Origin of the sequence: Phocaeicola sp. ICN-14070, from assembly GCF_037892625.1 — a bacterium.
GTDB classification, from domain to species: Bacteria; Bacteroidota; Bacteroidia; order Bacteroidales; family Bacteroidaceae; genus Phocaeicola; species Phocaeicola plebeius.
Genome location: NZ_JBBKBF010000033.1, coordinates 1 through 21,645, shown reverse-complemented (window position 1 = coordinate 21,645; position 21,645 = coordinate 1). Strand labels below are relative to the sequence as shown.

The following is a 21,645-nucleotide window of genomic DNA, read 5'->3' as shown; positions in this document are numbered from 1 at the left end:
TTTTACAAGGTTGTCTTTATAAAGATAAAACCAAAACCCTGATTTACTGCACAGATTTTCATTAAAAGAAGTAAAACCACAGAAAATCGAAACAAAAAACGGAGGCTGCCCCTTTCCCTTTTACGGGAATCGGACAGTCTCCGTATCTATTTATCCACTAACGGATATTACTTTTTCGGTGTATTTTCCAGTGTAGCCAGCAAGAAATCATAGAACTTCTTCACTGACGGCACATGACAGCGTTCTTCCGGTGTATGCGGGCACTGCAAAGTAGGACCAAATGAAATCATATCCAGTCCCGGTACAACCGCACCGATGATACCACATTCCAATCCGGCATGAATCACTTTCACTTCCGGTGTTTCACCAAACTGTGCCTTATAAGATTCCTTCATGGCATGCAGAATCGGAGAGTTTACATCCGGTTCCCATCCAGAGTAGCTGCCAGAACGTTCTACATGCATACCTGCCATAGAGAAACAGCTTTCGATAGCCGTATTGCGATAGTCCTTCATTGATTCGCGAGAGCTGCGTGTCAATACCTTAATGGCAGCCTTTCCATTGCCGATTTCCACGATAGCCAGGTTAGAAGAAGTTTCCACAGTATCCGGGATAGTCGGGATGAAACGTTCCACCCCATTCGGACATGCATAAATCGCGTCCACCAGGTTATCACGGATTTCTTCCGGCACCATCATCTTCGGCAAGTCCACACGTTCTGCCGTAAAGCTGATGTTATCTTCAATGGTAGCGAATTCATCACGCCATACCTGTTCGCATTCACCCACGAATGCCAGCACATCTTCTACCTCCGAAGCCGGTACGGTAATCACTACCTCACATTCACGCGGAATGGCATTGCGCATGTTTCCACCTTCCCATGACACCAGACAAGCTTCATCGTAAGCAATCACCTGGTTCATGAAGCGAGCCATCAACTTGTTGGCATTAGCATGTCCCCAGCCAATCTGAATACCAGAGTGGCCACCGCGCAATCCCTTCAGTGTCACCTTCAGCGCCACGTCTTCCGGGTCTGTTTCTTCTTCCTTATATTCCAAAGTAGCCGTCAGGTCTTCTCCACCTGCACAGCCAATATAAAGTTCGCCTTCTTCTTCTGAATCCAGGTTCAGCAGGATTTCTCCTTCCACCGTGCCCTGTTTCAAGCCGAATGCACCATACATACCGGTTTCTTCATCGGCAGTAATCAGCGCTGTCAGCGGACCGTGCTTCAGGGTCTTATCTTCCATAATGGCCATAATGGCTGCCACACCCATACCGTTGTCTGAGCCTAATGTGGTACCTTTAGCCTTCACCCATTCGCCGTCTACATAAACCGGAATAGGATCTTTTTCAAAATCATGCTGTGTATGTTTGTCTTTCTGAGGAACCATGTCCATGTGAGCCTGAAGAATGACAGACTTCCGGTCTTCCATACCCGGAGTGGCCGGTTTGCGATAGATTATGTTTCCAGCCTCATCCTGAAATGATTCCACACCTACCTGCTTGCCGAATTCCAGCAAGAAAGCCTGAATTTTTTCCAAATGTCCAGACGGACGAGGAATTTGCGTCAACGAATAGAAATGCTTCCACACATTCTGCGGAGCCAAAGAAAGAATTTCGTTCATATTATATTTTTTGATTTTATTCCGGAAAAGCAATTTCACTTCCCGGTCCGTTTCTTATTTACAAGTGGTAAGGCTACAAGCCCGTAAACACCTAGCAAAATTAATAAAAAGGTTTGAATACCGTGCACCAGCAGGGCAAATATTCCGGCATCTTCCTTTCCTACCCCATACATCATCATCATGGTAATGACCGCAAAGTGCCACGGACCCGCTCCGTTAGGGGTAGGAACGGCCACGGCGATACTGCCCACCACAAACATCACCAGTCCAGGCATCCAGCCCAATGAGGCAGAAAAGTCAAAGCAATAGAAACTCACATAGAATTGCAGGAAATAGCATGCCCAGATACCCACGGTGTAAAAAGCGAACAGCCACGGATGTTTTACATGCCGAAGCGACAAACATCCGGCCCACACATCATTCAATATGCCGCGCACTTTCGCAAATACCGTCAAATTGCGAATCAGAAAAAACGCCAGCACACCCAAGGCGAACAGACAGATGAGGGTGATATAAAAGTTGGTGGAAGTAAACAAGCCTGTAAAGAAGCCCATGTTCGTACCGGTCTTTTCAAAGAATGCCGCAAACACACGCGACTGGAGCAACAGCGTCACCACGGTAATCAGCAGCACACAGATGGTATCGATGAGACGCTCCGTCACCACCGTACCCAGCGATTTGGAGAAAGAAACCCCGTCGTACTTCGACAGGATACCGCAGCGGGAAACCTCCCCCACACGCGGTACGACCAGATTGGCCGCGTACGACACAAAAACCGCATACACACTGTTCGACACCTTGGGATATTCACCTAACGGAGCTAATGTCAGATTCCAGCGCCAGCCACGGAACAGATGTCCCAGCACACCAAACACCAGCGAAAAGGCCATCCAGCCATAATTCATGCCGCCATCCAGCACGCTCCACACACGCCGGAAATCAAAATCGTGGTATGTCCAAAGCAGAATAGCCGCTCCGAGTACCAACGGAAGCGCTATCTGGAAGACCTTATTTAGTACTTTTTTTAAACCTGTTCGTTCCAAAATCAGTCTGTATATAAAGATTTATGTTTAACTTTGCAAGTCACAAAGATAATACGAACATTTAAAACCTGAGGTATGAAATTAGTTAAACCTAAAAAGTTTTTAGGACAACACTTCCTGAAAGACCTGCAAGTGGCACAAGACATAGCCGACACGGTAGACGCCTGCCCGGCCCTTCCCGTTCTCGAAGTAGGTCCCGGAATGGGAGTTCTCACCCAATACCTGCTGAAAAAAGACCGCCCGCTCAAGGTGGTGGAGCTGGACTTTGAATCGGTAGCTTACCTGCGTGAGAATTTTCCGCAATTAGGAGACCATATCATCGAGCAGGATTTCCTGAAAATGGACCTCCGGCAACTTTTCGACGGACAGCCTTTTGTGCTGACCGGCAACTATCCCTACAACATTTCCAGCCAGATATTCTTCAAGATGCTCGACTACAAGGACTTGATTCCCTGCTGCACGGGCATGATTCAGAAGGAAGTGGCCGAACGCATCGCGGCTCGTCCGGGCAACAAGACCTACGGCATTCTGAGCATACTGATTCAAGCCTGGTACAGCGTGGAATACCTGTTCACCGTACACGAACATGTGTTCAATCCTCCTCCCAAGGTGAAGAGCGCCGTCATCCGCATGACCCGCAACGAGACCAAGGAGTTGGGATGCAACGAGCAATTGTTCAAGCAGATTGTCAAGACGACATTCAACCAGCGCCGCAAGACGCTCCGCAACTCCATATCTCCGATTCTGGAGAAAGGAAATCCGCTCAGTGCCGACCCTATCTTCAACAAACGGCCTGAACAGCTTTCCGTACAAGACTTCATCGACCTGACCAACCGGGTGGAAGAAGCCTTGAATTCCTCAGCCGCAAAGGCCGAGTGACCCTGCACACGAGACTTACAGACTACGATAACAACCCTCATCAGGAGTTTACAAGATGAATAGCGAAGATATTAAATTAGTCACCGAACTGATTGAGAAGAAAGATTCCGACCAGTTAAAAGAAGTCATCAAGGACCTGCATCCGGCCGACATCGCCGAGCTGTGCAACGAGCTGGACGCAGAAGATGCCCGCTTCATCTACCTGCTGCTGGACAACGAAACGGCAGCCGACGTACTGATTGAAATGGACGAGGATGCCCGAAAGAAATTCCTCGAAATACTTCCCCCTGAAACCATCGCCAAGCGCTTTGTCGACTACATGGATTCGGACGATGCCGTAGACATCATCCGTGAAATGGACGAAGACAAGCAGGAAGAAGTGCTTTCACACATTGAAGACATCGAACAGGCAGGCGACATTGTCGACTTGCTGAAATACGACGAAGACACCGCCGGCGGTTTGATGGGTACGGAAATGGTGATTGTGAATGAGAACTGGAGTATGCCCGAATGCCTGCGCGAAATGCGACTGCAGGCAGAAGAAATGGACGAGATATATTATGTATATGTGGTAGACGACGATGAACGTCTGCGCGGTGTATTCCCACTGAAAAAGATGATTACCAGTCCGTCGGTTTCCAAGGTGAAACACGTGATGAAGAAGGACCCGATTTCCGTCCATGTGGATACGCCCATTGAAGAGGTGGTACAGACCATTGAAAAGTATGACCTGGTGGCCGTTCCCGTGGTCGACAGCATCGGCCGTCTGGTAGGGCGCATCACCGTAGACGACGTAATGGATGAGGTTCGTGAACAAGCCGAACGCGACTACCAGTTGGCATCCGGTTTGTCACAGGACGTAGAAACAGACGACAACGTGTTCCGCCAGACCACCGCACGCCTTCCGTGGCTGCTCATCGGTATGCTGGGTGGAATCGGTAACTCCATGATTCTGGGTAACTTTGACTCTACCTTTGCCGCTCATCCGGAAATGGCGCTTTACATTCCCCTTATCGGTGGAACGGGAGGAAACGTAGGAACCCAGTCCTCCGCATTGGTCGTGCAAGGTCTGGCCAACAGCTCACTGAACGCCGAAAACACCTTCAAGCAGGTGCTGAAAGAATCCGTTGTAGCCCTTATCAACGCCACCATCATTTCCATGCTGGTGTATATCTACAACTTCATCCGTTTCGGAGCTACGGCTACAGTCAGTTATTCGGTATCCATCAGCCTGTTTGCCGTGGTCATGTTTGCCTCCATTTTCGGTACCCTGGTGCCCATGACACTGGAAAAACTGAAAATCGATCCGGCCATTGCCACCGGACCGTTTATCTCCATTACCAACGACATTATCGGTATGCTCATGTACATGGGAATCACCGTATTATTATCCTAAATTTTTGTTAAAGAAAAACGCAAGTGCGTTTGAGGTAAAACGCAAGTACATTTTACTTCAAACGCACTTGCGTTTTAATCAAAACGTCCTTGCGTTTTCTTTGAAACGCAAAGACGTTTTTTTCACCCCCTCTACAAGCCCTTCTAAGCCACATTCCTCATCTTTTTATTTCTAAAAATGATTCTCTCCTTACAGTTTTTTTCTGAAAAAGTATGAAAATCAGATTTTTTTTCTTTAATTTGTAAGAACCTTTACTAATGGTAAAGAAAAAACTAGGATATTATACTCTTTAAAATCTATATACGATGGAAGTAAATGAAACCAACCGCCCATTAACCGAAACTCCGATGGAACAACCCATTGAAGCACCGGTTCCTACTGTTGAAGACACCGAAAAGGAAACATCCGCTCCCAAACAGACACTGGAAGAAGTGGTGCAACGCCTCAAGGAAATCAACGAGAAAAACGACCTGACTGACAAGCAGGAAATCGATTCACTTAAACAAACGTTCTACAAACTACAAAAAGCCAAATCAGAAGCGGCACGGAAAGCTTTCATCGACGAAGGGGGAAAGGCAGAAGACTTCACTCCGGAAACAGAACCGGCGGAAGAAGAATTCAAAGCTGTCATGAACGCCATCAAGGAGAAGAGAAATGCCTTAGCGGCTGCACAGGAACAGGAAAAGGAAGAAAACCTGACCAAGAAACTGGGTATCCTGGAAAGAATGAAGTTCCTGACCGAATCGCAGGAAGATACCAACAAGATATACGACGAATTTAAGAAATTGCAGCAGGAATGGAATGAAATAGGCCAGATTCCGGTAGCAAAAGTAAACGAGTTGTGGAAAACCTACCAGCTTTACACCGAAAAATTCTATGACATGGTGAAGCTGAACAACGAATTCCGCGAATATGACTTCAAGAAAAACCTGGAACAGAAGACCCGCTTGTGCGAAGCTGCAGAAAAACTGGCCGAAGAGCCCGACGTAATTTCTGCTTTCCACCAGCTGCAGAAGCTTCATCAGGAATTCCGTGCCATCGGTCCGGTAGCCAAAGACCTGCGCGAAGAAATCTGGAGCCGTTTCAAAGCCGCCTCTACGGTTGTCAACAAACGCCACCAGCAGCATTTTGAAGAACTGAAAGAAAAAGAACAGAATAACCTGGACCAGAAGACGGTGATTTGCGAAATCGTGGAAGGTATGGAATATGACACCTTCACTACTTTTGCCGACTGGGAAGACAAAACCAATGAAATTCTTGCCCTCCAGGCCAAATGGAAAACCATCGGCTATGCTCCGCAAAAGATGAACGTCAAGATTTTCGAACGTTTCCGCGTTGCCTGCGATGAATTCTTCCGCCGGAAAGCTGCTTTCTTCAAATCTGTGAAGGAAACAATGGCAGCTAACCTGGAAAAGAAAAAAGCGTTCTGCGAAAAGGCTGAAGCCCTGAAAGAAAGTACCGACTGGAAAGAAACGGCTGAAATCCTGACCAAGCTCCAGAAAGAATGGAAGACCATCGGTCCGGTGGCCAAAAAGCATTCCGATGCCGTATGGAAACGTTTCATCGGTGCCTGCGATTATTTCTTTGAACGGAAAAACAAGGCGACTTCTTCACAACGCTCGGAAGAAGTGGAAAACCTGGCAAAGAAAGAAGATGCCATTAAGCGTATGGCTGCCCTGGAAGCTGCCGGAACTGCAGACGATGCAACTGCCGAACAAGTACGTGCCCTGATGAAAGAATGGAATGCCATCGGCTTCGTTCCTTTCAAGGAAAAAGACCGTCTGTATAAAGAATTCCATGCATTGGTAGACAAGCTGTTCGACCGCCTGCACCTGTCGGCTACTGAAAAACGCCTGAGCAGTGTACGCACTAACGGAAACAAGGAAGGAAATCTCTACCGCGACCGTGAACGCCTGGTTCGCACTTACGAAAGACTGAAAAACGATATCCAAACCTACGAAAACAATCTCAGCTTCCTGAGTTCTTCTTCCAAGAAAGGAAATACACTGGTGGCTGACATCACACGCAAGATTGAGCGCCTGAAGAAAGACATGGAACTGGTGCTGAAGAAAATCAAGGACATTGATGAAAGCTTGAAAGAAAAAGAATAAAAGCCTGTTTATTCAGGTTTGCAAGAGTCCCCATTTTCCCGGATAGAAGATGGGGGCTTTTTCTGTCGTTCCAAAAGCTAACATTATGTAAAAATATTCAGAATATTTTCAGCTTTCAGAGAAAAAGCTTAAATTAAACCCAAAATTAAAAAAACAACTACGACACCTACTATTCTTTTTGACACAAAAACGACAGGCTAAATATTATTTAAGAACACAAACTAAATTATTTTGCAGACTACAACAATGTACATTAGGAACTAAACCCAAGCGAACCGAGGAACATAATTTCTAAACAAAAACAATATGAAACAAGTCAATTCACTGAAGTTTTGGCATGGACTGTTATTCATGCTGATGATGGTATCGTTTACTGCATGTGTAGACGATAATGAGGACACAGAGGCACCTTTTCTGGAAGTCAATCCTGCTACCTTGACGTTTGAGAACGGTGGAGTTCAAACGCTGGAAATATCCACCAACCGCCAATGGAAGGCTACCGTAGAAGATGCGGATTGGATATCACTTTCAAAGACACAAGGAGAAGGTTCTGACCAGATTCAAGTCAGTGTGCCTGAAGGTACCATTGGGGAAGCAAAAATCAACATCATCATGAGCAATCGCTCAGGTATCTTGAAAAGTGCAACTGTCAATGTGAAAACAGGTGCCGTAATAGAATCCAAACTTATTTACAATGAGACTTTTGGAAATGCCGATGCATCACAAAAACCTAAAGTTGAAGAATATCAAGGATGGAACAAATCAGGGGATGGAGCTACTGCTGTAGAATATGCCGGAAATAAAACTGACATCCGTTCTTCTGGTCTAACCAATACAGACGCTTACGAAGGTGCATCCGGACCGAATGTGGTATTCTTTGGCACCGCTCCGGCTACTTTTGACATTAACAAGATTGCTTTGGCAGAAGGACAGACCAACCTCAAACTGACATTCGGAGCCAGCCGTTCTAAAAAAAACGAAAATAGTTTTGACAATTCATTTACCCCTGAAACCTTCAAGGTTTCTGTAAGCTCCAACGGAACGACCTGGCAAGAAATCACTTATGAAAAGAATAATGGAGATGCCGACCATCCTTACTGGATACTGGCTACTGCCAACTTTACGCTAAAGAAAGCCGTACCTGAACTTTACATCCGTTTCACAGCATCCGAAAGTTCTGTATTCCGTCTGGACGACATCAGTCTTTCTACCGGTTATGGAGGTCAGGAAGTAAACTTGGAAGAAGGAACTACCACTCCTCCTGAAGAAGGAAGCGGTACAGCTATCAATAAAATTATCAACCTGCAAAAAGGTGGACAGACGAAACTAACTGAAAATATGGAGTTTGAAGCCATCGTGTGCGGAGACCCTAAAGTTAACAATGCTTCTGCCGGTACACTGAACCTCATGACACCGAATGCCACAGCAGCCAACGAAGGTATTGTATTATACAATGGTGCATTGAATGAGCAAATTCAGACTAATTTCTCATTGGGAGACAAGGTGAAGGTTTCCTTAAAGGCTGACAAAGTAAAACTTGGAAACTACAACGGAATCACTCAAATCACAGACTGGGAAATTAGTGATGTAACCGTTGTCAGCAAGAACAATGCAGTAGTCCCTATTCAAACAACAACGGACAAATTGGCGGAATATGCGGGAATGCCTGCTACCATAAGTAATGTAACAATCAGTGAAGCGGGAGTCTGGGAAGCAAAAACCTATAATTTTGGTGACCTGACAGTCTATTTCAATAAAAATGCCACCTCCATTGTAGGACAACCCTACAAGGCTGGCACAGGTTCCATTACCGGTATTGTAACAGTTTTCAAAGAGAAAGCTCAGTTAATGCCACGTAATCTGGAGGACTTAAAGGACTTCGTATCGAATGAACCTGCAATAACAAGCGTTGATCCTAAAACAATAACCTTTACAGACAAGGGAGGAAACCAAGATATAAAGGTCACACTCGCAAATGCAGAGGGTAAATCATTGACAGTTTCTGGATTGTCAGGAATTTTATCAGCCACAGTAAACGGAACGACTGTTACAGTTACGGCAAATCCTAATACAACAGAGGCAGCTGTCAAACAAACCCTCACCATAAAAATTGAAGGAACTGAGCAATCAGTTGAAGTCCCTGTAACTGTGAGCGAACCAACCTCAGGAAATCAAGAGACTTTAACCATAGATTTCACTTTAGACAATTCTTATCCGGCAGATTTTCCGTCATCATCTACTCAAAAGAAACAACAAAGAGAAAATTTCACCATAGACAATGTAGAAATTGCTATTATGGGAGAAAGTTCCGGATATTATAAAGCAAAAAGTGGTGACTCATCTTATTTATTAATTGGGAAAGCTGGCGCTTACATTGAATTCCCTAATATTAAAGATAAAAGACTTACACAAGTTAAAGCTATAAGTAGAACTGGGGCATCTACTAACGTTGAGGTCGGTATCACAGATACCAATAACTCTTTTATCACAGGAGGAGAAGCTCAAAAATGGAATAATACAACAGATTTCACATATATATATAACCTGTCTGGTACTTCTATAAATACTAATTATAGACTATATGTGAATAATAGTTATAATACACAACTTACCAAATTAGAACTTCTCTACGAATAATAATCTTAACCCGCTACAACCATGAGACTACGTTACATCACACTATTCATAGTGTCCATGCTTCTCTTTTCTTGTCACAAAGACGAAGAGAATAATAATCTTGTGGGAACAGCCCAATGGGAAGACACCGCTCCGGTTTCTTCCCAGAAGGGGAATACCGCCATACAGCTGCAAGGTAATCCGGGAACCCAATGGTACGCCCACATCACGGAAGGAGAAGAATGGTGTTCGTTTGCCCTGTCAAGTGCGACTTCTGACAAAGAAGGCACCTTGATTGACGGAATCACCGTGCTGTATGTGTATTTCACAGAAAACACCGGCGAAGAGGCCAGAAATGCCCGCATCTCCATTAAAATAGGAAATGGGGAAACAACCACATTGACACTTACGCAAGACGGCCAGAAGAAATCTCCCGGAACAGAACCCGGAACTGGCACAAAGCCGCAGTCTGCAAATGCCTGGGCCGAGATTCCTGCTTATAAGGAAAACCCGAACTACCAGTATGTGACACACCTTACCGAGTTAAACGGAACAGCTGTGCGTAACTATTCCATCTGCTACGACAAATCGCATAAAACGGCTTTGTGGGTGGCCTATCCTCTGCACAAATGCTATTTGGGTGGTTTAGACCGAACTAACGAATGGATATATGACCCAGAAATAGGCAACGAATATCAAATTTATGTGAAAAAGGCCTACAAGGAATATCCCACATACGACCGGGGACATCAAATTCCATCGGCTGACAGAAACTCTACTCGGGACATGAATGCACAGACATTCTATTTTACTAACCAAACACCGCAAATCGGTCAAAAACTTAATCAGGGCATCTGGCAAAATTTGGAAGAGGTTATCAGAAAAAACTATACCTGTTCGGACACTCTTTACGTAGTGACGGGAGCTTATTTTGCCAACTATAATACAAAAGCCACCGATAACAACGGGGTGAAAGTAGACGTACCGACACACTATTTTAAAGTCTTGCTAAGAACCAAATCCGGCATGACGGGCAAATGGGTAAACCAATGTGAAGCCTCAGACCTCCAAACCATCGGTTTCTGGCTGGAAAACAAAGCTTACAGTGAAACGAAGGTTACAAAAGCCATTTGCAAGAAGGTTTCAGAAATTGAAAACCTGACCGGATTTACATTCTTCCCCGGTATTCCTGCCGAAGTGAAGAATGACTTCAATGCAATAGACTGGAACCTAAATTAAAATGAACGAAGTATGAAGCACTTATTTACTATCTTACTTACTTTATTTTCGTTCTATGCGTCAGGATATGCACAAAAGCCTTTCAAGGTAGTATTCTATAACCTGGAAAACTTCTTTGACCTGGAAAATGACCCCGACGTATTGGATGATGAATTTACCCCTGAAGGCCCTAAAAAATGGACCAAGGATAAATATGACAAGAAACTCAGCAACATTGAAAAAGTATTTTTCGACATTGCCGCCATCAACAAAGACTATCCTGCCGTAATCGGCGTGTGCGAAATAGAGAACCGCAACGTGCTGGAGGATATTGTGGCTACCCAAAAGCTTTCGCCTGCCAACTACCGGATTGTGCATTATGACTCTCCGGAATTACGTGGAGTGGACGCTGCATTCATGTACAGACCGGATGTACTGAAACTGGAAGGTTCCAAGGCCATACGTACGGTCATCCCTTCTCTTCCCGATTTTAAAACCAGAGACATTGTCACCATGTGGGGCAAGATTGACCAGGAGGATTTCTTCTTTATGGTAGCTCACTGGCCTTCACGGTTAGGAGGAAAAGAAGCTTCTGCACTCAGACGTATTGCCGTAGGAAACCAGATGCGACACATTGCCGATTCGGTAAGAGCCCTCCGGCCTTCGACCAAAGTCGTCATGATGGGAGACTTTAACGATGACCCTACGGATGAAAGCATATCCGGGGAAAAGGGAATAGGAGCCAAAATCAAGGTGAAAGAGGTTGCTCCCGCAGACTATTATGCACCTTTTGCCGCTTTACTAAAAGCCGGTTATGGCACGTTAGCCTACGGAGACGCTTGGAACATCTTTGACAACATCGTAGTCAGTGGTAACCTGATAAATGAGGACAAAGACCAGCTCAAACTGAAAAAAGCCGATAATTCAAAATTCTACGGTCACATTTTCAAACGCCATTATATGGTACAGAAAGAGGGACAGTTCAAAGGCTATCCTCTACGAACGTATGTGGGCAATAACTTCCAGGGAGGATTCAGCGACCACTTCCCCGTGTATATCTATATAGGTAAGTAACATTAAATCTATATCTTATGAAACAGAAAACATTATTGATATTGCTGATTTCGATGCTGAGCCTCAGCGCTTTCTCTCAAACCGGAGGGGGCATAAAAGGTGTCGTCGTATCACGCACTACCCGGGCCACGATAGACAAAGTAAACATCGTGCTGACACCGGGTGACCGCACTGCTGTCACCAACGAACAAGGTGAGTTCTTATTTGAAACGGTAGCTCCTGGTGAATATGAACTGCATTTCGAAACAGCCGAATTTGAAGACCTGACTCTTCCCGTCAGAGTAGGGAAAAACATGCGCGAGCTGAAGGTTATCATGATTCCGGCCAACCGTTCTCAGGCGATGGACGATGCCATTTTCGCAGAGTTTGACACTGAAACAATGGAAGACGCACAGTCTCTCCCGACCTCTCTCTCCGCCTCAAAAGATGTATTCAACAACATCGCCTCCTATCAGTTCAGTGAAATGCGGTTTAACGTCAGAGGATATGACTCACAATTCTCGGATGTGTACATGAACGGTATCCAGCTGAACGATGCCATGACCGGTTATACCCCCTGGTCTTTATGGAGCGGCCTCAACGATGCTACCCGAAATCAGGAAGTTACTACCGGACTGCAAATGGGAGAAATGGGAATTGGCGGTATTGGTGGAGTAACCAACATCAATACACGTCCTTCACAAATGAGAAAAGGGTTCAGAGCCAGCCTAGTGAACTCTAATTCCATGTACCGTTTCAGAGGTATGCTTACGTATGCATCGGGCGTGCAGGACAACGGATGGTCGTATGCATTCTCCATATCTACGCGACAAGGAAACAATGCGTACGTCAACGGAGTTTACTACAATGCCTTCGGCTATTTTGCTGCCGTGGAAAAACAATTCAATGCGCAGCACAGACTGAGCCTGACCTTACTGGGAGCTCCTACGGAAAGAGGTGCACAACAGGCATCCACTCAGGAGGCATACGATCTGGTGGGAAACAATTACTACAATCCAAACTGGGGATGGCAAGCTGGCAAACGACGCAATGCCAGAGTACGCGATTACCATGAACCGCTTGCATTGTTGAATTACACCTTCGACATTACAGACCGGACCCAACTTAACCTTGCCACTTCACTGCGATTCGGAAAGAACGGTTACTCTGCACTGACATGGTACGGAGGTCCCGACCCAAGACCGGATTATTACCGCTATCTGCCAAGTTACTACCAAGGTACGACCACCGGTGCATGGCTTGAAGAAGCATGGCTATCGAACACCGACAACATACGGCACATCAACTGGGACAATCTGTACATGATCAACCGCAATCAGCCGGTCAACCCTAATTATGGAGATGGTCACCGTTCCATCAATATGGTAGAAGAACGACATACCGACCAAATGGACTGGAACTTCTACACACAGTTCTCACATTTGTTCAAGAACAACAGCAAGCTGAACGGAGGTATGAATATCAGACGCAACCGGACAGAATACTACAGCAAAGTGAAAGACCTGTTAGGAGGTGATTACTGGGTAGATATCGACAAGTTCGCAGAAAGAGACCTCGGAATTGACATCATTTCGTATCAGAACAATATGGACTATTACGAAAAATACGGTAAGGCACCTATCGTACGCGAAGGCGACAAATACAGCTATGACTATTACGGAAATGTGTTCAACACAAGAGGATGGCTGCAGTATGATTTCAACCTTATACACAACCTTCAGGTAAAATTAGGAGGAGAAATTGGATACGCTTTCTTGTGGCGCGACGGTATCTGGAAAAAAGGATTGTTCATGGACAATTCACAAGGAAACTCTCAAACCTTGAATTACCTTACTTATAAGGCCAAGGCAAACTTCAGGTATGTGCTTTCATCGGCCCATAACTTCGAAGCCAATATCATTTACATGCAGGATGCACCTTCTTTCCAGTCGGCATTCGTATCTCCACGTACCCGCAACGACGTAACACCTGGTGTGGAAGCAGAAAAGATATTCGGAGTAGACGCATCCTACAACCTGCGTATCGGTGACTTCAAGGCACGTATCTCAGGTTACTACACCACCTTCAAGGACCAGACCAAAGTCATTTCCTACTACGATGACGTAGAAGCTACGTTCTCCAACTTTGCCATGAGTGGAATCAACAAACAGCACTTCGGACTGGAAGTGGCTGCTTCCATTCCTCTTTATGAAGGACTGGCATTGAAAGGAGCACTCAGCTGGGGACAGTACACTTACTCTAACAATCCTAACTACGTACAGATTCAGGACAACAGTGCAGCTATCATCAACCAGGGAAAGGTGTATTGGAAAAACAAACGGGTGGAAAGCACTCCTCAAACAGCGGCTAACATCGGATTGTCATACCGCAGCAGAAACAACTGGTTCTTGTCGCTCGACATGAATTACTACAACAACATGTACTTGTCCATGAGTCCGCTTTACCGTACGGATGCCGTACTGACAAAGCCCATGCTCGAAAATCCGGAAATGCTCAACGCAATCAGAGGTCAGGAGAAGTTTGATGCAGCATACGTCATGAATGCCAGCATCGGAAAGAACTGGTACATAAACCGTGCCTACACACTCGGATTCAGCCTGAGCGTAGACAATCTGCTCAACAACCAGGGTATTAAAACCGGAGGTTACGAACAAATCCGTCTGCTCAAGAACAAAGAGGAAAGTACGCTTACGTATGAACCGTTTGATGCCAAATATTTCTACATGTTCGGTACGAATTATTACCTGAACGTATATTTCCGTTTCTAATACTACTAAACCAAAGATAATCATGAAATATAAATTATTGATTTACGGAATAATGGCAGCCATGGCATTCTGCACCACCAGCTGCTACAGTGATTTTGACGAACCGGCTCCAGCCAAAGTCTGGACTGATGCTGACTTTACGACCGATGGGGGGGAAATCATCACCATAAAAGCACTTAAAGACATGTGTGCCGGTGTAGGGCTGGCCCAATACAAGGAGATTACCGACAACTATATCATAAAAGGAAAGGTAATATCCAGCGATCAGGCTGGGAATGTATATAAATCGGTATATATAGACGATGGTACAGCAGGCATCGAATTGAAGCTTATGGTAAGCAACTACGTGTACTATCAGGTGGGACAAACTCTCTACGTAAAATTAAAAGGACTCGCAATAGGTAATTACAGATATATGCTCAGCGTAGGAGGTATTCCCAGCGAAAAAGACATTGCCAAGAACTATGCCAACCGGAACCTTGACACCCAAGTAGAAAGAGATGCACACATCTTTATGGGAGAGCTCGGACAGCTCACGGAAGAAAACCTGCCTGTCATCACCCGGGAAAATTACAAAACGACATTGACTGATGAGTATCTGGGGCGCCTCGTTCGCTTTGAAGGACTGACCTATAAGGAAGGTAACTTTGACGGCGACCGTTACCCGCAATACCTGGAAACGGTTTACCTCAACAATGCCACTGAGGCAACCTACACGAACAAATATTTCAAAGATGAAGGCCTGACTCCTACCTATGCCTATAACTATCAGAACCAAAGGTATTACGGGTCTTCTCTGTTCACCTATGACGCTACAGACGAAACGGACAAAAAAGGTAATCTGATTGTACGCGTAAGCGGATATGCAAATTTTGCATTGGATGCCCTTCCTCAAAATGGAGCTACAGGAGCCATCACAGCCATCTACACGAAGTATTCTTCCAAATCAGGAGGATATATTAAATATCAGTTACTTGTCAACAAGCGTTCAGACATAGAATTCTAACATAAAAGCAACCGCCTACCTATTCAGGAATGGCGGTTGCTTTTTTATATTTGCAAGTAAAAAACTACTACGTAGTAGTTCCTCCGTTACCTCGTAGTAACAGACCGACTACTACGTAGTAATTCATTCATTACTACGTAGTAAAATTTCCTCCAAATCTTCCGGCACATAGACCTTGCCGTTAAACTGCGAAGCTGCTTCTGCCGTATAGCGCTCTTTACGGGTCGCCAGTGTCTTGTCTTCCGTGTGATACAGCAGCAGATTCTTCACTCCAAGCTGGGCTGCTAACCGTCCGGCATCCAAAGCCGTGCTATGGTGCTTCTCGTAGGGTTTGAACCGCTCCCGGTCTTCATACAAGCAGAACGCCTCACACAGCAGCCAGTCGGCTCCTTCCACATACATCTGGTTGCATGCATTATAGGGTTCATCACCCAGGCAAACCAGCGATTGTCCATCAGGAAGACAGGTACGGAAACCAAACTGTTTCTCCTTTGTAGAAGCGATGTCAAAGCATTCCACTTCCAGGCCGATGGCCTGAAATTTTTCTCCGCTCTTCACCTCACACAACAGTATATCTTCTCCTAAGCGTGCCACAATCTTCTTGGGTAAAGTCATCCGGCAAATCCAATCGAGCACCTGTACCACCTTGTCATGCCCATATATGCGCAGTTCGCCCTGGTACTCTCCCTTCTGAATAGCCTGAGCCACCATGCGAATCATCCATATCACACCCAGTATATGGTCGGTGTGTGCATGCGTCACAAATATCTCATGAATGCCCGACAACGGGATATGTGCTTTCTGCAACTGCGACAGAATGCCGTTGCCTCCTCCGGCATCCACTAAAAAGTATTTATCCTCCCGGCACAAGACAAAGATACAAATTTCCTGCTTTTATTTTTTTAACACATAAGTATTCTTACCACTATCCCCTTCTTTCCTCAAAATAAAGCACTGAGATTTCAACATAAACATAAAATACAATAAGTCCCTTGCAGGAGACTTTTCCTATTCCTCACGTAAGATATTGAAAATTCGATTTTTCGGGTTGTTGTACTTTTGCCAATAAGCCTACACGGGAAATTACCTTTTACACATATTGTATGAACTACAAAAACATCGCATCACGATATTGTATCAAATAAGATATTTACCCTATTGAACAATAAGGTTTTACAACCCACAAAAAACCTATTGCATATATCAATAAAAAAAACGTCCTTTGCGGTGTAGACAGAAAAATGCTTATGGAATACACTGAACAATTAGCCAATAATCACATCTCAGTAGACTGCGTGGTCATCGGATTCGATGGAGAGAAACTAAAGGTGTTGCTCGTAAAAAGAATGGGGGAAGAAAGTGGAGAAGTTTTCCACGATATGAAACTCCCCGGAAGCCTTATCTATATGGATGAGGACTTGGATGATGCAGCCAAACGAGTGCTTCGTGATTTGACTGGACTCAAGAACGTAGACCTGATGCAGTTCAAGGCGTTCGGTTCAAAGGACCGTACCAAGAATCCCAAAGATGTTCACTGGCTGGAAAGAGCAGAAAAGGCCAAAGTGGAACGAATCGTAACTATCGCCTACTTTGCCATGGTAAAAATAGACAAGACCCTCAACAAGAACTTGGATGAATACAAGGCAGAATGGGTGGCACTGGAAGAAGTGAAGGACCTGGCATTCGACCACAATCTGATTATTGCAGAAGCCATGAAGTTTATCCGGCAGCACATCGAATTCAACCCGTCATGCATCTTCGAACTGCTTCCTCGGAAGTTTACCGCTCTGCAACTGCGAATGCTGTATGAGGTGATTTACGGCAAGGCACTGGATGTACGCAACTTCCATAAGAAGATTTCCATGATGGAATACATCGTGCCGACGGAAGAATACGAACAGGGAGTATCTCACCGGGCCGCAAGGTATTATCGGTTTGACCGGAAAATCTACAACAAAACAAGAAGATAATTTTAAAAGACTATATAACGATGTATGTATTAGGTTATGACATAGGAAGCTCGTCAGTAAAGGCGAGTCTGGTCAATGTAGAAAGTGGAAAATGTGCCGCATCTGCCTTTTTCCCGAAAACAGAAGCGCCTATCCTCGCTGTCAAACAGGGATGGGCTGAACAGGACCCGCAGAGCTGGTGGGATAATTTGAAACTGGCTACACAAGCCGTTCTCACCGCTTCTGGTGCAAAAGCAGAAGAAATCAAGGCCATCGGTATTTCTTATCAGATGCACGGTCTGGTCTGCGTGGACAAGAACCAGCAGGTGCTACGTCCTTCTATTATATGGTGTGACTCCAGAGCTGTACCTTACGGTCAGAAAGCATTTCAGACATTGGGAGAAGCACAATGCTTGTCACACTTGTTGAACTCACCGGGCAACTTCACGGCTTCCAAACTGGCTTGGGTAAAGGAAAACGAACCGGAAGTTTATGAACGCATCTATAAGGTGATGCTTCCGGGTGACTATATCGCCATGCGACTGACAGGAGAAATCTGCACGACAGTTTCCGGATTGTCGGAAGGTATGTTCTGGGATTTCAAGGAAAACAAAGTAGCTGATTTCTTACTGGATTATTACGGTATCGACGCATCCTTGCTGGCTGACATCCGTCCGACTTTCTCCGAACAGGGTAAAGTAACGGAAAAAGTAGCTGCCGAGTTAGGACTGAAAGCCGGTACTCCGGTAACTTACCGCGCCGGTGACCAACCGAACAACGCTCTTTCGCTGAATGTATTCAATCCGGGTGAAATTGCTTCTACAGCTGGCACTTCCGGAGTGGTATACGGAGTGAACGGTAGTGTCAACTACGACCCTAAGTCACGCGTCAATACATTTGCACACGTCAACCATACTGCTTCACAGACTCGTCTGGGCGTATTGCTCTGCATCAACGGTACGGGTATCCTCAATTCGTGGATGAAACGCACATTAGCTTCCGACCTAAGCTATGCAGAAATGAACGAGGTTGCCGCTCAGGCTCCTATCGGTGCTGCCGGCATCAGTATCCTTCCGTTTGGCAACGGAGCTGAACGCATGCTGCAGAACCAGGAAACCGGATGTTCCGTTCAGGGTGTCAACTTCAACTTGCATAACCGCAGTCACCTGCTTCGTGCCGCTCAGGAAGGCATCGTATTCTCCTTCCGCTACGGTATCGACATCATGAAAGGTATGGGAATGGATGTACGGAAAATTCACGCCGGACATGCCAACATGTTCCTGAGTCCGCTATTCCGCGACACGCTGGCCGGAGTCACAGGTGCTACCATCGAACTCTATGACACCGACGGTTCGGTAGGAGCTGCCAAAGGAGCTGGAATGGGTGCAGGCATCTACCGTAACAATGTGGAAGCTTTTGCCACTCTCGACAAACTGGCTGTCATTGAACCGAAGGCTGCCGACGAAGCGGCATACGCCGACGCATACGCACGTTGGAAAGAATGTCTCGAAAAATCAACAAACAATTAAATATAACAATTCATTAACTTATAAAACAAAGATATTATGGCAACAAAAGAGTACTTTCCGGGTATTGGAAAAATCAAATTTGAAGGTGTAGAAAGCAAAAACCCGATGGCTTTCCGTTATTATGATGCAGAAAAAGTCATCCTGGGCAAACCGATGAAAGAATGGTTGAAATTCGCTATGGCATGGTGGCACACATTGTGCGCTGAAGGTGGCGACCAGTTCGGTGGCGGAACAAAGAGCTTCCCATGGAAAGGAAATCCTGACAAAGTACAGGCTGCAAAAGATAAAGTAGATGCAGGTTTTGAATTCATGCAGAAAATCGGTATCGAATACTACTGCTTCCACGATGTAGACTTGTGCGACGAAGCAGCTACTATCGAAGAATACGAAGCTAACCTGAAAGAAGTAGTAGCTTACCTGAAACAGAAACAGGCTGAAACTGGTATCAAACTGTTGTGGGGTACTGCTAACGTATTCGGTCATGCACGTTATATGAACGGTGCAGCTACTAACCCTGACTTTGATGTAGTAGCTCGTGCTGCCGTACAGATTAAGAACGCCATCGATGCTACTATCGAACTGGGCGGTACAAACTACGTATTCTGGGGTGGCCGTGAAGGTTACATGTCACTGCTGAACACTGACCAGAAACGTGAAAAAGAACACTTGGCTCAGATGTTGAAACTGGCTCGTGACTATGCACGCAGCAAAGGTTTCCAGGGTACTTTCCTGATTGAACCGAAACCGATGGAACCAAGCAAGCACCAGTACGACGTAGATACTGAAACTGTTATCGGCTTCCTGAAAGCACACGGTCTGGACAAAGACTTCAAGGTAAATATCGAAGTAAACCACGCTACTTTGGCTGGTCACACATTTGAACACGAACTGGCAGTAGCTGTAGACAACAACATGCTGGGTTCTATCGACGCTAACCGTGGTGACTACCAGAACGGATGGGATACTGACCAGTTCCCTATCGACAACTATGAACTGATTCAGGCTATGATGCAGATTATCCGTGGTGGTGGTCTGGGCAACGGTGGTACAAACTTCGATGCGAAGACTCGTCGTAACTCTACTGACCTGGAAGACATCTTCATCGCTCACATCGCTGGTATGGATGCCATGGCACGTGCTTTGGAAAATGCAGCACGCCTGCTGGAAGAATCTCCTTACAAGAAAATGCTGGCTGACCGCTACGCTTCATTCGACAACGGAAAAGGTAAAGAATTTGAAGAAGGCAAGCTGACACTGGAAGATGTAGTAGCATACGCTAAGACTGTAGGTGAACCGAAACAGACCAGTGGAAAACAAGAACTGTATGAGGCTATTGTAAATATGTATTGCTAATACGCTGATTTATCAGTATCCGACCGGCATGCCCGTCGGCGAAAGTCTCTTTCCCGACCGGGTATGCCGGTTTTTTATTTCTCTAAAAACCTATTATCATGAATTACACAGAAAAAGGAAGCAGAAGCTATCTGTTTTCCATCGTACTGGTAGCCGTTTTAGGAGGATTGCTGTTCGGCTACGATACCGCTGTTATTTCAGGTGCGGAAAAAGGTCTTCAAACCTTCTTCATGGGAGCAGATGACTTTGTTTACACTGACTCCTGGCATGGAATAACCTCTTCAAGCGCCCTTTTAGGCTGTATTATCGGTAGTGCTTTATCAGGCTTTTTTGCTTCCCGTTTCGGAAGAAAGCTTTCTTTACTGATGGCCGGTGTCATGTTCTTTTTATCTGCTTTAGGCTCATACTATCCGGAATTTTTGATATTTCCGTACGGAGAACCCTCCTATTCGCTTCTGTTAGCGTTCAATTTTTACCGCGTCATAGGCGGTGTAGGTGTGGGACTGGCTTCTGCCATCTGCCCGATGTATATCGCTGAAATCGCCCCGAGCAGTATCCGCGGTACGTTAGTTTCCTGGAACCAGTTTGCCATTATCTTCGGCCAGTTGGTAGTCTATTTTGTCAACTTCCTCATCTTAGGCGATCACCTGAATCCGGTAGTAGAAATAGTGGATGGCGTCAACCGCATCATGAATCCGGAAGCTGCTGCCTGGAGTATTGAAACCGGATGGCGACTGATGTTTGTCAGTGAGGCCGTTCCAGCCGGATTGTTTACTCTCTTAGTCTTGTTTGTTCCAGAAACACCTCGTTACCTGGCTATGACCGGTCGTGACGAAAAAGCCCTGTTTGTATTAAGCCATATCAACGGACTGTCACAAGGAAAAGAAATTCTGCAGGAAATCAAGGCTACTGCCCATGAAAAGACAGAAAAGCTGTTCACTTACGGCTGGATGGTTATCTTTATCGGTATCATGCTGAGTGTATTCCAGCAGGCAGTGGGTATCAACGCCGTACTTTATTTTGCACCACGTATTTTCGAAAGTATGGGTATGGGCAATCCGATGGTACAAACGGTATT

The 21,645-nt window shown here is 45.5% G+C and carries 15 protein-coding genes; 12 read left to right on the top strand and 3 right to left on the bottom strand.

Going from position 1 to position 21,645, the window contains the following annotated elements; translation table 11 throughout:
- Positions 1-167: 167 nt before the first annotated feature.
- Positions 168-1,625: an aminoacyl-histidine dipeptidase gene (locus tag WKT20_RS10220; protein WP_040313324.1), complete on the bottom strand. Its 1,458-nt coding sequence runs from the start codon at positions 1,623-1,625 to the stop codon at positions 168-170.
- A gap of 35 nt (positions 1,626-1,660) precedes the next feature.
- Positions 1,661-2,668, bottom strand: a complete 1,008-nt coding sequence (locus tag WKT20_RS10215; RefSeq protein ID WP_117747969.1) for a lysylphosphatidylglycerol synthase transmembrane domain-containing protein — start codon at positions 2,666-2,668, stop codon at positions 1,661-1,663.
- Positions 2,669-2,743: 75 nt separating this feature from the next.
- Between WKT20_RS10215 and rsmA the strand changes: the two genes are divergently transcribed.
- From rsmA to WKT20_RS10175, 8 genes are all read left to right on the top strand, one after another.
- Positions 2,744-3,547 carry a 16S rRNA (adenine(1518)-N(6)/adenine(1519)-N(6))-dimethyltransferase RsmA gene (gene rsmA, locus WKT20_RS10210; RefSeq protein WP_117747968.1) on the top strand — a complete coding sequence of 268 codons (804 nt, stop codon included), beginning with the start codon at positions 2,744-2,746 and terminating at the stop codon, positions 3,545-3,547.
- Positions 3,548-3,602: 55 nt separating this feature from the next.
- On the top strand, positions 3,603-4,943 hold the full coding sequence (mgtE, locus tag WKT20_RS10205; protein WP_007563392.1) for a magnesium transporter: 1,341 nt from the start codon (positions 3,603-3,605) through the stop codon (positions 4,941-4,943).
- A 305-nt stretch (positions 4,944-5,248) separates the two neighbouring features.
- Positions 5,249-7,054 carry a DUF349 domain-containing protein gene (locus tag WKT20_RS10200; RefSeq protein ID WP_304250010.1) on the top strand — a complete coding sequence of 602 codons (1,806 nt, stop codon included), beginning with the start codon at positions 5,249-5,251 and terminating at the stop codon, positions 7,052-7,054.
- A 306-nt stretch (positions 7,055-7,360) separates the two neighbouring features.
- Positions 7,361-9,691, top strand: a complete 2,331-nt coding sequence (locus tag WKT20_RS10195) for a DUF5689 domain-containing protein (protein WP_340417319.1) — start codon at positions 7,361-7,363, stop codon at positions 9,689-9,691.
- A 21-nt stretch (positions 9,692-9,712) separates the two neighbouring features.
- The gene (locus tag WKT20_RS10190) at positions 9,713-10,909 is read left to right on the top strand and encodes a DNA/RNA non-specific endonuclease (protein ID WP_340417318.1); all 1,197 of its coding nucleotides are present in this window, start codon (positions 9,713-9,715) and stop codon (positions 10,907-10,909) included.
- Between the two features lie 12 nt (positions 10,910-10,921).
- Entirely contained in the window at positions 10,922-11,962 is a 1,041-nt protein-coding gene (locus WKT20_RS10185; protein ID WP_340417317.1) for an endonuclease/exonuclease/phosphatase family protein, read from the top strand.
- A 17-nt stretch (positions 11,963-11,979) separates the two neighbouring features.
- On the top strand, positions 11,980-14,730 hold the full coding sequence (locus WKT20_RS10180) for a carboxypeptidase-like regulatory domain-containing protein (protein ID WP_340417316.1): 2,751 nt from the start codon (positions 11,980-11,982) through the stop codon (positions 14,728-14,730).
- A 22-nt stretch (positions 14,731-14,752) separates the two neighbouring features.
- Positions 14,753-15,736, top strand: coding sequence for a DUF5689 domain-containing protein (locus WKT20_RS10175; protein ID WP_340417315.1), 984 nt, complete (start codon positions 14,753-14,755; stop codon positions 15,734-15,736).
- Between the two features lie 123 nt (positions 15,737-15,859).
- On the opposite strand, the gene WKT20_RS10170 is transcribed toward WKT20_RS10175, so the two are convergent.
- Positions 15,860-16,621: an MBL fold metallo-hydrolase gene (locus WKT20_RS10170; RefSeq protein ID WP_340417324.1), complete on the bottom strand. Its 762-nt coding sequence runs from the start codon at positions 16,619-16,621 to the stop codon at positions 15,860-15,862.
- A gap of 356 nt (positions 16,622-16,977) precedes the next feature.
- On the opposite strand from WKT20_RS10170, the gene WKT20_RS10165 reads away from it, so the two are divergent.
- The 4 genes from WKT20_RS10165 to WKT20_RS10150 form a co-directional block, all read left to right on the top strand.
- Complete coding sequence (locus WKT20_RS10165; RefSeq protein ID WP_370859895.1) at positions 16,978-17,706, top strand: NUDIX hydrolase; 729 nt, start codon at positions 16,978-16,980, stop codon at positions 17,704-17,706.
- Between the two features lie 20 nt (positions 17,707-17,726).
- Positions 17,727-19,214, top strand: coding sequence for a xylulokinase (locus WKT20_RS10160; RefSeq protein ID WP_304228413.1), 1,488 nt, complete (start codon positions 17,727-17,729; stop codon positions 19,212-19,214).
- Between the two features lie 36 nt (positions 19,215-19,250).
- Positions 19,251-20,567, top strand: coding sequence for a xylose isomerase (gene xylA, locus WKT20_RS10155; RefSeq protein ID WP_022054239.1), 1,317 nt, complete (start codon positions 19,251-19,253; stop codon positions 20,565-20,567).
- A gap of 98 nt (positions 20,568-20,665) precedes the next feature.
- On the top strand, positions 20,666-21,645 hold a 980-nt coding region (locus WKT20_RS10150; RefSeq protein WP_340417314.1), incomplete at its 3' end, for an MFS transporter.